Origin of the sequence: Pseudonocardia sp. TRM90224 (assembly GCF_021245725.1) — a bacterium.
In the GTDB taxonomy this organism is placed as follows: Bacteria; Actinomycetota; Actinomycetes; order Mycobacteriales; family Pseudonocardiaceae; genus Pseudonocardia.
The window spans coordinates 105,128-118,704 of the sequence record NZ_JAJGSX010000004.1; the positions used below are offsets into that span (position 1 = coordinate 105,128).

The 13,577-nt window shown below is 71.2% G+C and carries 11 protein-coding genes; 1 reads left to right on the top strand and 10 read right to left on the bottom strand.

From position 1 onward, the window contains the following. Nucleotides 1–138: 138 nt before the first annotated feature. Nucleotides 139–768, bottom strand: coding sequence for a TetR/AcrR family transcriptional regulator (locus LL648_RS43875; protein ID WP_308190272.1), 630 nt, complete (start codon nucleotides 766–768; stop codon nucleotides 139–141). Nucleotides 769–851: 83 nt separating this feature from the next. Between LL648_RS43875 and LL648_RS08955 the strand changes: the two genes are divergently transcribed. Further along, the gene (locus tag LL648_RS08955; protein ID WP_232661987.1) at nucleotides 852–1,709 is read left to right on the top strand and encodes a TIGR04222 domain-containing membrane protein; all 858 of its coding nucleotides are present in this window, start codon (nucleotides 852–854) and stop codon (nucleotides 1,707–1,709) included. Between the two features lie 7 nt (nucleotides 1,710–1,716). Here the strand turns inward: LL648_RS08955 and LL648_RS08960 are convergent, their stop codons facing one another. The 9 genes from LL648_RS08960 to LL648_RS09000 form a co-directional block, all read right to left on the bottom strand. Further along, on the bottom strand, nucleotides 1,717–2,433 hold the full coding sequence (locus tag LL648_RS08960) for an alpha/beta fold hydrolase (RefSeq protein WP_232661988.1): 717 nt from the start codon (nucleotides 2,431–2,433) through the stop codon (nucleotides 1,717–1,719). A gap of 108 nt (nucleotides 2,434–2,541) precedes the next feature. After that, complete coding sequence (gene sbnB, locus LL648_RS08965; RefSeq protein WP_232661989.1) at nucleotides 2,542–3,597, bottom strand: 2,3-diaminopropionate biosynthesis protein SbnB; 1,056 nt, start codon at nucleotides 3,595–3,597, stop codon at nucleotides 2,542–2,544. Further along, nucleotides 3,594–4,610 carry a TauD/TfdA family dioxygenase gene (locus LL648_RS08970; protein ID WP_232661990.1) on the bottom strand — a complete coding sequence of 339 codons (1,017 nt, stop codon included), beginning with the start codon at nucleotides 4,608–4,610 and terminating at the stop codon, nucleotides 3,594–3,596. Before LL648_RS08970 ends, sbnB begins: the two co-directional genes overlap by 4 nt. Before the next feature lie 32 nt (nucleotides 4,611–4,642). Continuing rightward, nucleotides 4,643–7,120: a non-ribosomal peptide synthetase gene (locus LL648_RS08975; protein WP_232661991.1), complete on the bottom strand. Its 2,478-nt coding sequence runs from the start codon at nucleotides 7,118–7,120 to the stop codon at nucleotides 4,643–4,645. Beyond that, nucleotides 7,117–10,806, bottom strand: coding sequence for a Pls/PosA family non-ribosomal peptide synthetase (locus tag LL648_RS08980; RefSeq protein ID WP_232661992.1), 3,690 nt, complete (start codon nucleotides 10,804–10,806; stop codon nucleotides 7,117–7,119). The genes LL648_RS08975 and LL648_RS08980 overlap by 4 nt, the downstream gene beginning before the upstream one ends. Nucleotides 10,807–10,811: 5 nt before the next feature. After that, nucleotides 10,812–11,798: a 2,3-diaminopropionate biosynthesis protein SbnA gene (gene sbnA / locus LL648_RS08985; protein WP_232661993.1), complete on the bottom strand. Its 987-nt coding sequence runs from the start codon at nucleotides 11,796–11,798 to the stop codon at nucleotides 10,812–10,814. A 429-nt stretch (nucleotides 11,799–12,227) separates the two neighbouring features. Beyond that, nucleotides 12,228–12,578, bottom strand: a complete 351-nt coding sequence (locus tag LL648_RS08990; RefSeq protein ID WP_232661994.1) for a nuclear transport factor 2 family protein — start codon at nucleotides 12,576–12,578, stop codon at nucleotides 12,228–12,230. Further along, the gene (locus LL648_RS08995) at nucleotides 12,575–13,174 is read right to left on the bottom strand and encodes a TIGR03086 family metal-binding protein (protein WP_232661995.1); all 600 of its coding nucleotides are present in this window, start codon (nucleotides 13,172–13,174) and stop codon (nucleotides 12,575–12,577) included. The genes LL648_RS08990 and LL648_RS08995 overlap by 4 nt, the downstream gene beginning before the upstream one ends. Next, nucleotides 13,171–13,530 carry a cupin domain-containing protein gene (locus LL648_RS09000; RefSeq protein WP_232661996.1) on the bottom strand — a complete coding sequence of 120 codons (360 nt, stop codon included), beginning with the start codon at nucleotides 13,528–13,530 and terminating at the stop codon, nucleotides 13,171–13,173. Before LL648_RS09000 ends, LL648_RS08995 begins: the two co-directional genes overlap by 4 nt. Between the last annotated feature and the right edge of the window lie 47 nt (nucleotides 13,531–13,577).

Here is a 13,577-nt window from a genome sequence, read left to right on the forward strand (position 1 = left end):
GGCCTCCCCAACCCCCCGGTGAGCTGAAGTTCCCCACCGTTTTGGGCACATGCGCGCTCGTGGAGCGCGCATCCACCCAAAACGGTGGGGAAGTTGGGGGTCAGGCGGGGGTGGTGGCCGCCGGACAGGTGCGGACGGTCAGCCCCGCCCCTTCCCCGCCTTCAGGACGAGGTCGAGGTCGGCGAGCGGGGGCGGCGGCACGGGCAGCGGAGGGCGGTCGGTGGCGCGCAGGCCGTCGAGGACGAGCGCGAGGTAGCGCCGCCACAGGTCCGGCGCGATGCGGCGGCTCATCTCGAACGCGGGCGCGAGCAGCGCGAACACCGCCGCGATGTCCTGCGGCTCGGCGTCGGCGCGGATCACGCCCGCCCGGCGGGCCCGGTCGAACAGCGCCGTCACCGCGGTGATGATCTCCGGCCAGATCCGGGCCTGTTCCGCGGCGTCGCCGTGGCCGGTGAGGGTCTCGTAGAGCCCGCGGTCGGCCGCCTGCCGGGCGGCGGTGAGCTCGAAGAACGTCACCAGCGCCGCCCACGGGTCGGCGATGTCGAGCGCGGTACGGGCATCGGCCGCGATCTGCGCCGTGGCATCGGCCAGGACCACCGCCGCGACGGCCTGCTTGTTCGGGAAGTGCCGGTAGGCCGTCCCGGTGCCGACGCCCGCGTGCCGGGCGATGTCGTCGAGCGTGGCGTCGAGACCGCGCTCCGCGAAGACCTCGCGGGCGGCGGCGATCAGCCGGCCGCGGTTGCGCACGTAATCCTTGCGCGTGCTCACGGCGCAACCCTACCCGATATCGGAGGCGACATCTCCGTTTCCGCTGTGACCCTGGTGAAAGCGCGCTGAAACACCCTCCAGAGATGCTGCCGGGGATGTTCGTCGACCTGGTTCTCGCCGCCGCCTACGCCGCAATCTACGCCGTCGTCGCACTGCTGGCGATCGGTCAACGCCTCCGCCGCACCACCGCCTCCGCGGCCGGTCTCGGCGCGCACCCGATCGACGTCGCCTACCTGAACGAGGGGAAGAAGCTGGCGATCCACACCGCTCTCACGGCCATGTACGTGAGCGGGAGCATCGCCGTGACGCCCACCGGGCAGCTCGTCGCCACCCGCGGGATCCGGCCCGGTGCCGAGCCGCTGCCATGGGCGATCCACCGGAAGGTGTCCACCGGGGTCGGGTTCGCCGCCCTCCTCCTGTTCGATCGCGAGATCACCGGAGCGATCGCACCGACCCGCGCCCGGCTCGTCGCCGCCGGCCTGCTGGTCGCGCCGGATCCGCGGCGGCGGATGCGCCTGCTCGCCGCGACGATGTTCGGGGTGAGCGCCATCGGCGTGCTCCGCTACCTCGTCGGCATCGAGCCGGGCCCGGCCCGGACGCTGTGGGCCGTCGGCTACACCGTGTCGTTCTTCACCGCCCTGGCGCTGTGCATGATCCCCCAGCGCACCAGGGGTGGCAGCCGCGCTCTCTCGACGTTGCAGTCCGAGCACCACACGCTGTCGCCGAGCTCGGCGCCGGACTGGCGGCTCTGCGGTCCGCACCACGCCGCACTCGCCGTCGGGCTCTTCGGCGGGCCGGCGCTGTGGGCGTCCGCACCGGAGTTCGCCGCGGCGATCGGGGCGAGCCGACCGTCCAACGGCAGCGGGTCCGACGGCGGCGGGTCGGGATGCAGCGGGGGTGGGGGTGGCGGGTGCGGCGGTGGCGGTGGTTGCGGCAGTTGACCCCGGATCACGCTGCACAGCTGCCGACGAATGCCAGCAGCCGCTCGGTGAACCGGTCGGGCTCCGCGAGATGGACGACGTCGCCCCGCCCCGGCCACTCCTCGACGGAGACGTCCGGGAGGTGGGCGAGACAGGCGCGCTCCTCGGCCACGAGCTCGCGGCCGAACAGCGCGAGCACGGGAGCGCTGACGGCGGCGAGCGTCGAGTTGACCCTGTCCTGGAGCTCGTCCGGGGCGGCCCGCACGGCGTCCTCCCACAGCGCGAGGGTCGCGTCCCGCTCCAGCACACCCGAGCCCGACGTCGGCGCGAAGACCCGCCGGAACACCTGCCGCAGGCGCTCCCGCCGCTCATCGGGCGCGAGGCCCTGCAGGAACTCGGCGACCGGCCGCAGCCACGGCGACCGGTCGACGATCACCACGCCGCTCACCGGGTGGCGAGCGGCGTAGTTCATGGCGAGGCCGGCGGCCGTCGAGCGACCGACGACCACCGGACGATCGACCTGGAGCACGTCGAGATCCACCCGCAATGCGTCAGCGATGGTCCCGAACACAGCCGGCCCAGCCCCGTCCCCGATCTGCCCTGATCCGATCTGGACCGCAACGCCGGACACACCGTCCGGCAGCCGCTCGACGATCGGGCGCCACGTCCCGCTGTCGCTGTCGACGTCACACCCGTACAGGAAGACGATCGGCGAACCGCACCCCGCGGTCTCGAACGTCAACACCTCACGAACTTTTCGATCACCATCCGGCTCCCCCGTCCTGGACGAAGCCAACTGTCCGTTCCGCGCGTTTCACAGCGCTTTCAGCGAGGTCACACGCGCCGGATGGGCCTAGCCGTGCCGCTTGAGGTCGTGGAAGAAGTCCGGGATCACCTGGAGGTCGCCCGACCGCTGGACCTGGTCGTGCACGTCCTTGCCGACCGCGAGGTCGAGCACCCCGAGCCCGAAGGGCGAGAACACGATCGTCCGGTCCTTCGGCACCTCCACGCGTCCGGAAAGGACATCGTCGAGCGTGCCGTCGAGGAAGTCGCGGTTGCCGGTGAGCTGCTCGGTCAGGTGCGGGGAGGTGTCTGCCTTGAGGCAGTGCTCGACGTCGTCGACGATGTTGACCGAGTCGAGCAGGATCTGCGGCGACAGGTCCCGCAGCGACACGTGCAGCACCAGCGGGTGGTGGTCGAACCACGCCGGCTCCTCGATGTGCGGGCGGGCCGCGACGGTCGCGAAGACCACCAGGTCGCTCGAGCGGATGAGCTGCTCGGCGCTGTCGTGCACGGTGATCTTGGCGGGGCCGCCCTCCTGCTCGACCTGGCCCAGGTAGCCGCTGAACCCGGCGGCGCTCTCGGCGTGGGTGTCGTGCACGCCGATCTCGTCGAACGTCCAGCCGGTGCCGGCGAGGAACCGGTGGATGTAGCGCGCGATCAGGCCGGTCCCGATGAACCCGACCCGCCGCGGGCGCGGGCGGCCGGCGCTGAGCCGGTCGGCCGCCAGCGCCGCCGAGCCGGCGGTCCGGCAGGCGCTGATGATCGAGCTCTCCAGGCACGCGAACGGGTAGCCGGTGTCGTGGTCGTTCAGGATCAGCACCGCCGACGCGCGCGGGATGCCGGCGGCGACGTTCTCCGGGAAGCTGGAGATCCACTTCAGGCCGTCCACGCGAACGTCGCCGCCGATCGAGGCGGGCAGCGCGATGATCCGGGAGGTCGGCCGGTCCGGGAACCGCAGGAAGTACGACGGCGGGTTCACCGAGTCGCCGGCTCCGTGCCAGCGGTAGGTGGCCTCGATCAGGTCGACGATCTCCCGCTCGCGCCCTTCGAGCGCGCGCTGCACCTGGGCACCGGAGATCACCGAGAACGGCGGGGGCATCATGGTCTTCGACTCCTCGTTGGTCATGCCGCTCCCCCGTGCGGGGTCAGGCGCATCGGCTCGGCCATCCCGACGAGGATCTGGCGCTCGCCCTCGAAGGCCTCCCGGCTGTGTGCGCTGCGCAGGTTGTCGACCAGCAGCAGGTCGCCCGGGCGCCATGCCTCGCGCATCGTGTGCGCGTCGTAGGCCTGGTTGATCAGTTCGACGACCTGCGGGCCGACGGGCTCGCCGTTGCCGAACAGGGTGGTGAAGGGCAGGCCCTGCGGCCCGTACATCTCGACGAGGAACGCCCGGACGTCCTGGTCCATGGTCCACTCGTTGAGGAACGCGATCTGGTTGAACCAGCAGAGCTGCCCGGTCGCCGGGTGGCGGCGAACCGCGCTGCGGCGCTGCCAGGTGCGCAGCCCGCCGTCGGGCTGCCACTGGAACTCGATCGCGTTGGCCCGGCAGTAGGCCTCGACGGTGGCGGGGTCGTCGGTGCCGAACGTCTCGACGACCGAGGCCCCGATCTCGTCGTTGTAGTTGCGGGCGAGCACCCAGCCCTCGTGCTCGAACCGCTCGACCAGGCCCCGCGGCAACGCGTTGAGCACGGCAGCGGAGTCGGCGACGCAGGTCGCCCCGCCCGAGGTGGGCGCGGTCAGGCAGGCGAACATCATCAGGCCGGGCGCCTCGGCGGTGTAGCTCAGCTCGTGGTGCATGCACATCGGCTGGTTCGACGGCCACTTCGTCGAGGAGTAGACCCCGCCGGGGAAGCTCTCACGCTGGGCGAACGCCTCCCGCTCGGCCATCAGCTCGCCGCCGAGCAGGCGGAACACCGAGCCGACCTGCGCCGGGTCGTGCAGCCCGAGGCCGCGCACCAGCAGCGCGCCGTACTGGGCGAGCGCGCCGCGCAGCGCACCGCGGTTGTAGCCGACCCAGCCCTCCGGGTCGGGCCCGTTCGGTGCCAGCACCAGCGGCGGCCGGCCGGGCGCGGTCTGCACTGCGAACGGCGGAGCCGGGCGGGACGGAGCTGGTGGGAACCCGGGGTTGTTCGTGCTCATCCGATCTTCCTTACATTCCTTATTGTGCGATTTCAGGCGACGACTGATCGCTGGTCGATGAGGGCCGCCAGCGCCGAGAGGACCGGCTGACCGGCGATGTCCTTGAGCGACACCGCGCGGCCGCTGGCGATCGCCAGCTTGACGGCGGTGAGCGAGGTGCCGCCGCGGTCGAAGAAGTCGTCGTGCCGTCCGATCTTCTCCACCGGCACGTCGAGCGCCTTGGCGAACGCGGCAGCGAGCATCGTCTCCGTGGCGGTGACGGGCGGCTCGACCTCCCCGGTGGTCGCTGCAGCGAGCTCGGTGGCGATCACCCGCAACCCCTTCGTGTCGATCTTGCCGTTCGCGGTGAGCGGCAGGCTCTCCCGATGGTGGAACGCCGAGGGGACCATGTACTCGGGCAGCTTCTCGCCCAGGTGGGAGGCGAGCACGGCCGGGTCGATCGTGCGGTCGGCGGCGTAGAAGGCGACGAGGTGCTTGCCCTGGTCCCCGTCCGTTACGACCACCGCGCCGTCGCGGACGCCCGGCACGCCCAGCAGCGCGTTGTCGATCTCTCCGATCTCGATCCGGAACCCGCGGATCTTGACCTGGTTGTCGCGGCGGCCGAGGAACTCCAGCTTGCCCTCCGAGTTCCAGCGGCCGTAGTCGCCGCCCTTGTACAGGCGCTGGTCGCGCCGGTGCGGGTCGGTCATGTAGGCCTGCCGGGTGCGCTCCGGGTCGTTGATGTAGCCGCGGCCCACGCAGACCCCGGAGAAGCAGATCAGCCCGGGGGCGCCGAGCGGGACCGGCTCGAGGTTCTCGTCGACCACGTAGACCCGCACGTTGCGCACCGCGCGGCCGAGCGCGACGGTGCGCGACTCCGGCGGGCTCCACATGACCTCGTGGTTGGTGTCGTCCGAGGTCTCGGTCAGCCCGTAGGCGTTGACCAGCGGGATCCGCGGCGCGACGGCGAACCAGCGCTGGATCAGCTCGAACTTCAGCGCCTCCCCGGTGGCCGAGACGACCCGCAGGTCGGGCAGCTCACGCCGGTTGAGCTCCATGTAGGTCGCGATGACCTCCAGGTAGGAGGGCACGACCTGCATCACGGCGACCCGGCTGGCGGTGATCAGCTCGACGAAGCGCTCGACGTCGAGGATCACCTCCTGCGGCACGAGGACCGTCCGCCCGCCGACGAGCAGCGCGCTGACCAGCTGCCAGAGCGAGATGTCGAAGCACTGCGGGGCGGTCTGGGCGACCACCGCGCCCTCGGCCATCTCGAGGTCCTCGACCTTGGCGTAGAGGTGGTTGGTCATGCCGGCGTGCTCGCACATCGCACCCTTGGGCTCACCGGTGGAGCCGGAGGTGAAGTAGATGTACGCGAGCTGGTCGGGCGCGACCGGCAGCCCGAGGTTCGTGTCGCCGTACCCCTCGGCGTACACGTCCCCGAACCGCACGATCTCGGGGCCCGGCGCGGCGGCGAGCGCCTGCAGCAGCGTCTCGTCGCTGCCCGGCTCGGTCAGCGCCATCACGCACTCGGCCCTCGAGAGGGTCTTCGCGATCCGGTCGGCGGGGAAGTGCGGCTCGATCGGCAGGTAGACACCGCCCGCCTTGAAGATCGCGAGGACGGCGGCGAACCAGTCGAGGTTGCGCTCGGTCACGACCGCGACGACGCCCTCGCGGCGCAGCCCGCGGGACACCAGCGCGCGGGCCAGCTGGTTGGCGCGGGAGTTCAGCTCGCGGTAGGTCCACTGCCGGCCCTCGTGCTCGGCCGCGATGGCGTCCGGCTGGGCGGCGACCCGCCGCTCGAACAGCTCGTGGAAGCGCTCCTCGGGCAGCTCGCGGCTGGGCCCGGCGAGCCCGTCGATCTGGTAGGCGTACTCCTGGGCCGAGAGCAGGCTCGGGCTGGCGTGCTCGGCGTCGGGCCCGGCGGCCATGAAGGTGAGCGCGGTGACGTGGTAGCCGGCGATGCGGGCGGCGGCGTCGGCGTCGAGCACGTCGGCGCGGTAGCGCAGACGCAGCTCCGTCCGGCCCTCCCCGTCGCACAGCGACACCTGCAGGACGCTGTGCGCGGCAGGGCCGGCACCGATGCCCTCCGGGTCGAGCTCGACCTCGAACAGCGGCCCGGTGCTGCCCAGCTCGGCGGCGAGCGCGGCCACCGGGAAGTCCCGGTGCGCCAGCAGCTGCTCCTGCGCACGGGCGGCGTGCTCGACGACCGCACGCCAAGTCAGCGGCTCGGTGTCGAGGCGCAGCGGCAGCGGCGAGCCGTCGGTGCCGCTCGCGACGAACCCGGTCGTCACCCCGCGCTCGCCCGAGAGCGCTGCCAGCACAACCGCGTGTGCGGCGACGAGCGGCGCCCCGCCCAGCGACCCGAACTGCCGGGTCAGCGCCTCCGCGATCTCGGCCGGGACGGGCTCGACGTGCTCCGCGATGCCCTGGCTGGGGGTACGGGACCACCGCGGAACGGTCGTGAGACCGCCTCCGGTCAGCACACCGAGCCAGAACCGACGTGCGTCTGCATCGGTGGCGACGTTCATGACTTCCTCCAGTTGGAAGCGGTGCTCGCGAATGTGGAATCAAGCTCGACTGCCGGGTTGCCACCCCAGCGGGTGTCGGGCGAGATCTCCTCGCCCTTCAGCAGGAAGGAGTCGGCCTCCAGCACGGAGCCGTCGCCGAGGCGCGTTCCGTAGTGGACGAACCCGCCGACCCCGATCGTCACGCCGTTGCCGACCACGACCCGGTCGGACTTGAACGCGTCGTTCTCCTGCGAGTGGCACTGGATGGTGCTGCGCTCGTTGAGGGTGCAGCGGTCGCCGATGCTGACGAGCACACGTTCGGTCATCGCTGCACCGTCGTCGAAGACCCTGCGCCCGACCTTCACGCCCAGCGCCCGCCACAGCGAGTTCTTGAACGGCGTGCCGTTGAGCCGCTGGATGTAGGTGTCGGCGCCGACCTTCCAGTACCGCTCGTGCCGCCAGAACGCCTTGTCGTAGATCGACACGCCCTGCGGCCGCAACGCGGTCAGCCACCGCACCGTCCGGTCGAGCGAGATGAAGTAGACGTAGGTGAGCACGAAGTTCGCCGCGCCGAAGATCGCGATGCCGGCCGGTCCCAGGAGCATGTAGAGGTCGAAGGAGTACCGGGCGAGCGCGACGACCAGCGTGAAGTGCACCCACCGGCTGAGGAGCAGCAGGAAGATCGTGGACAGGTTGTGCCGGTCCTTGGCCTTGAGGGCGCGGCGCCGCTGCTCCGGACCCAGCGCGAGCCTGGCGTCCCGGTCGACCGAGCGAGGGATCTCGAAGCTCGGCGAGCCGAGCAGCCCGACATTGTGCCGGACCTCGCCCTCGATCGGGACCATGACCTTCGTCGCGAGCAGGCAGTTGTCGCCGACCCGCGACCGCGCCGGGACCATGATCCCGTTGCCGAGGAAGCTGCGCGCGCCGATCTTGACCCACTGCGTCTCGAACGAGGTGCTCGAGTAGTCGGTGTTCACGATCGTCAAGCCGTCGGCGACGACGGTCCCGCTGCCGATCTCGGTGAGGAACGGTGTGTCGTGCGCCACCGCGGTGCCGAAGTTGGAGCCGGTCTGCTCGACCTTGATGAACCGGTAGCCGAGCGCGCGCAGGAAACCGACGATGTAGGAGCTGTCGCCGAAGACCCGCGTGAAGAACTTGCTGTTGGTCAGCCTGGAGATCGCCCGCAGGGCCCAGTAGGCACTGCCGTACAGGCGGTAGGTCTTGCCGGGCCGCACCATGATGCGCAGCACCCGCGGGACGGTCATCATGACGATCAGGGCGAGCAGCAGTCCGCCGAAGAACAGCGCGGACGAGAGGATCACCACGTCGATCCAGAACGGCACGTGCGAAGCGGCCGTCTCGATGTCCATCACCAGCACCTGCACCACCGGGAACTCGCGGACCAGCAGGACCAGCCCGCTGATGCCGAGCGGCAGGCCCAGGCCGAAGAGGATCACGAGCTGGTTGAGCGAGTAGAACAGCTTCCGGAGCGTGCCACCGGCGACGGTGGGGACGGCCCGGTAGTTCACCGTGGTCGGCTCCGCCGGGGAGCCGTGCCAGCGCTCCCCCGCGGGGACGGACTGCCCGGCGTGCAGCGACGACGTGTGGCCCAGCTGCGACTGGTCGCCGAGCGAGCTGCCGATGTCGAGCACGGTCGCCTCGCCGACGAGCACGTTCGAGCCGATCGTCACCGGGCCCGCCTGGATCACGCCCGCGTGGGCGCGGTAGCAGGCGAACGACGACGACTTGCGGATGATCGTGCCCGAGCCGATGGTGAGCAGGTCGGTGCAGACCGGAACGGTCGGCGACAGGATCGTGACGCCCTTGCCGATCTTCGCGCCGAGCATCCGCAGGTAGAACACGTACAGCGGCGAGCCGACGAACCGGACCAGCGGGCTGGTCCGGATCAGCGTCTTGACCAGCCAGAACCGGTAGTAGCGCAGGCTCCAGACGGCGAACTGGGTCGGCTTCCAGCGGCCGATGAGCACCCACTTGGCCAGGATCGGCAGGAGGCTGGTGCCGAGGAAGATCGCCCCGGCGACCTCGACCGACCGCACGTAGATCTCCAGCGGCGTGACGGCCGCGAAGACCCACTCACCACCGATGGCGAAGGCGAACGCGATCAGCGCCGGGTAGCCGATCAGGAAGAGCAGCTGCATCACAGCGACCAGGACGTACTTGAACGTCCCCACCGGTGCGGGCAACTGGTCGCGGGTGGGCACCGCCAACATCACGGTCTGGGCGTCGGCGCCTTCCAGCTCCACGCTCGGGCCCGGCAGCGGGTTGCGCGGACGGAACGGCTGCGCGTTCGGCCGGAACGGCTGCGAGTACACGCGCGGCATCACCGCGGTGCGTGAGATGACACCGGTCGTGCCCTGCACGGGCGCGCCGTTGCCCGCCGACTTGGCGCCGGCCGCGGCCAGCTCCGCGATCGTCGGGGTCCGGTAAATGTCCTTGATGCCGACGTTGGGCAGCTCCGGCCGGGTGCGCACGCGCGCGCAGAACCGGGCCATGAGCAGCGAGTCGGCGCCCAGGTCGTCGAAGAAGTTGCCGGTCGGCGAGACCTCGGCGACCCCGAGCACCTCGGCCAGGACGGCCGAGTACCCGGCCTCGAGGTCGTTCGGCGCGCCGGCGGGAACCGATGCCGGCTTGGCCGGTGCCGCGGGCGCGGCAGGCGCACCCTTCGCCGCCGCCGCTGCCGGCCGGGGCGTGGGGCGCGGGGTGGCGGGCTGCTGAGCAGGGGTCGGCCGCGGTGTCTGGCCGGGCCGCCGCAGATCCGGCGGCGGGACGGGCTGCGGGCTCGGGAACCGGCGAGCGGGAGCCGGTGGCCGCTGCTGCGCCGGCGGCTGCTGGACGGGCCCGCGCTGTGCCGGCGGCTGACCCGGCGACTGAACTGGCAACTGAACCGGCGACTGGCCGGGCGGCTGAACCGGCGGCCGCGGGGCCGGCGGCCGCTGCACCGGTGCGCGCTGCGCCGGCGGCTGCTGGACCGGCCCGCGCTGGGCCGGCGGCTGGCCCGGGGACCGCGGGGCCGGCGGGCGCTGCACCGGAGCCGGCGGCGCTGCGTGCCGCGCCGTCGGGGACGGTGCAGAACCAGAGCCAGGACCAGGACGCTGGCCGGGACCCTGCGGGCGGGACTGGGCAGGCACCGGCGACGGCGACGGCCGCCGCGGGGCCGGGGCGGGCAAGGACGACGGCGAAATCGGAGCGGTCGGCCCCGAGCCGGCCGAGCGCCCCGGACGGATGGTGACCGTCGTGTTCGGGTCCTGCCGGTCGCGCAGGTTCGGGTCCTGCTTGACCTCCCGCAGCTGCTCCACCAGCTCGGCAACCTCGGAGCGCAGCTGCTTCAGCTCGTTGCGTGCTGCGCGCAGCTCCTCCTCCACGCCGGACTTGACGTCGTCGAGGCGCACCTCGGCGATCGTCGGCTCGTGCGAGGCGACGTCCCGGCGGCGCTCGCCGTCGGTGCTGCGCAGGCGCACCAGCGTGGTGGCCTCGCCGGCGTTCGTGTCCCTGTCGTCCGAGTCATCGTCCGGGTCGCGCTTCGCGTGGACGTCCGTGACGTCGTAGTCGGTGGAGTTGTTGCTCTCAGCGCCGATGCCGTCGGTGCTGTGCAGCCGCACCAGCGCGGTCGTGTCGCTGTCGGCGAGCCGAAGGGGACGCGGACGTGTCGTATCCGTGTCCCGCTTCGGACGTGGAACCGAGCTCATGATGATCAGGCCACCCGTCGACGGGTCGTTGCGATTGTTTCCGCCAGTACTTCGGCGCCGTACAGGTCCTCGACCCATCCGTCGTGGTAGATCGTGTCGAGGTAGCGCTCCCCCATGTCGGGAGCGAGCGCGACGGCGGTGAGGCCGCGCGTTCCGTGCATCTCCAGCCAGCTCATCGCCCCGCTGACGACCGTGCCGGTCGATCCGCCGAACATGAACCCGTTGCGCGCCATCCGGCGGCAGGCGCGAACCGTGTCGGCTTCCTCGACGTAGACGACCTCGTCGACGTACGTCTCGTCGAGCTGCGCCGGGCGGACGCTCGTGCCCAGCCCCGGGACGTGCCGCGGGGCCGACGGCCCGCCGAACGTCACCGAGCCGACGGCGTCGATGGCGACGACGTGCACGCGCCGGTGCCACTGGCGGAAGTAGCGCGCGCAGCCCATCAGCGTGCCGGTCGTGCCCGCGCCGACGAACAGGACGTCCAGCTCCGGGAACTCGTGGGCGATCGCGGGACCGGTCGTCGCGAAGTGCGCCTTCCAGTTGTTCGGGTTCGCGTACTGGTTCAGCCAGACGTACCGCTCGTCGGAAGCGACCAGCGACTGCACGTAGTCGATGCGTGCGCCGAGGAACCCGCCGACCGGGTCGGGCTCGAGGATGGTGTGCACGCGGGCGCCCAGCGACTCCATCATCCGGCGGGTCGCCATGTTGCAACGCAGGTCGGTGACGCAGACGAACTCGTAGCCGCGGTTCGCGGCGATGATGCTCAGCGCCACACCGAGGTTGCCGGAGGACGACTCGACGATCACCGAGCCGGGCCGCAGCTGCCCCGAACGCTCAGCGGCTCCGACCATCGCCAGCGCTGCCTTCAGCTTCACGGAGCCGGCGAAGTTGAACCCCTCGACCTTCAGGAAGACCTGGCGGCCGAACATCGATGCGAGGTCGACGAACAGCTGCTCTTCGTTGAACTCGAGCGGACTCTTGATGACGGCCATCACCGCCCCCCTTCCTGAGAGTCTGAGTACTTGTCGTGCAAACCGGTCCGGATGTTGCACTCGGCGTCGTGCGCAGCCATTAGTCGTGCTCCCCCCTGGCTGTCGTTCTCTTGCTCGTACAGCTTGCTTGGGTCCCTGGAAGATCGAAATCTCTCCCGCGCAAGATCCATGTGGCGTCAAGGAAGGGTTTTGTCACCCCCCGGCAACCCTCCGATCCGAGACACGGTTCGCGGAGGGGCAGACGAACAAGACGGCAGCGCCCCCCGCGCTCCACCACCGACAATACGGTTGCAAACTTTCACCCGTGTCACATAGTCATTTCACCCGTCAGAGGAGACGTTTACGCTGGTAGACACGCCGATGGGCGACTCCCGGGAGAGGGGAGCCGCCCATCGGGTCACGCCCGCCGCGGGCCGTAGCCGGCTGTGGTCAGCCCTTCACATAGGCCAGCTTCTCGGTGACCAAACCGTCGCGGACAGTGAACAGATCGACCCCACGCACATGTCCACCTGCGAAAACATAGCGCCACCTCACCACTACTCGATTACCGGCGGTGAAGCACTCCTCGGTCTCGAAGGCACCCTCGGGCGACGCTTCGAATAGCGCTGTCCACGCCGCGCGGACGGCCGTTTGTCCGATGTGGCGGCAGCCGTCGGGCGGTGCCGTGTCCTCGAATGCGCAGTCCGTGGCCATCGCCGCCATCACGGCGTCGACGTCATGGGCGGCGAACGCCTCCTGGAACCGCACCACCGCCTCGGCCGCATCGATCGTGACCTTCATGTGACCCTCCCGAAACGTGCGAGCAGATGGTCCTGGGGCGTGCCGGTGGTGATCTCGACGCGGGGTCCGACGAGGCCGGCGGCGCGATAGGCGTCCTCGACGCCGACGAACCAGCCGAGCACCGCGGCCACCGCCGCCGGGTCGAGCTGCTCGTCGCAGCCCAGCCCACGCGCAAGGTCCCAGCTGTGGACGAGGTGGTCGGCGGCGACCTGCATGACGTACTCGACGGCGGGGACGTCGCCGAAGGACAGGTGCACGGTCACCTCCAAGGCCCCGGCGGCGGTGATCGCCGCCAGCGCACCGGCCTCGGCCGCCCGCGCGGCTGCCGCCGGGTCGCCCCCGAACACATCGCCCCCGAGCACGTCGCCGTCGAACGCGTCCCCGACCTGGGCGATCGTCGAGCCGCCGATCAGCGGGGGCGTCCACAGCTCCTCGGCGACGACGTGGTTCACGAGCGCCCGGACGTCCCAGCCGGGCAGCGGCGTGGGAGCCGTCCAGCGGTCGCCGATCTCCGCGACCCGTGCGGCGAAACCCGCGCTGCACCGCTCGTAGAGCATGACGTGGTCGACCGCGGTGGCCGTACCGGGCGTGCTCACGACGACGTGTCGCGCGCGTAGTTCGAGGCGCCCCACCAGTCGACGACCACCACCGGCTCATCGCCGACGACCCAGGCGTCGTGACCCGCAGGCAACGCCGTGACCTGGCCAGACGTCGCGTCGAACTCCTCGCCGTCGGCCGTGCGCACGCGCAGCGTCCCGGCGACGTGGTACTGGAAGTGCGGCGCCTCGCACAGCTGCGTGCCGGCCAGCGGGCGGACGTCGGTCGACCAGCGCCAGCCCGGCTCGAGGGTGAGCCGCCCGATGTCGGCACCGCCGATGTGCAGCAGGTCGACGCGGCCGTGCGGGAACGTGCGCGTCTCGGTCGGGTTGGCGAAGTCCAGCTGCTCGTACATCGGAACCTCCGTGGTTCGAATGGATGCGCAGAACGCTACGAACGGGA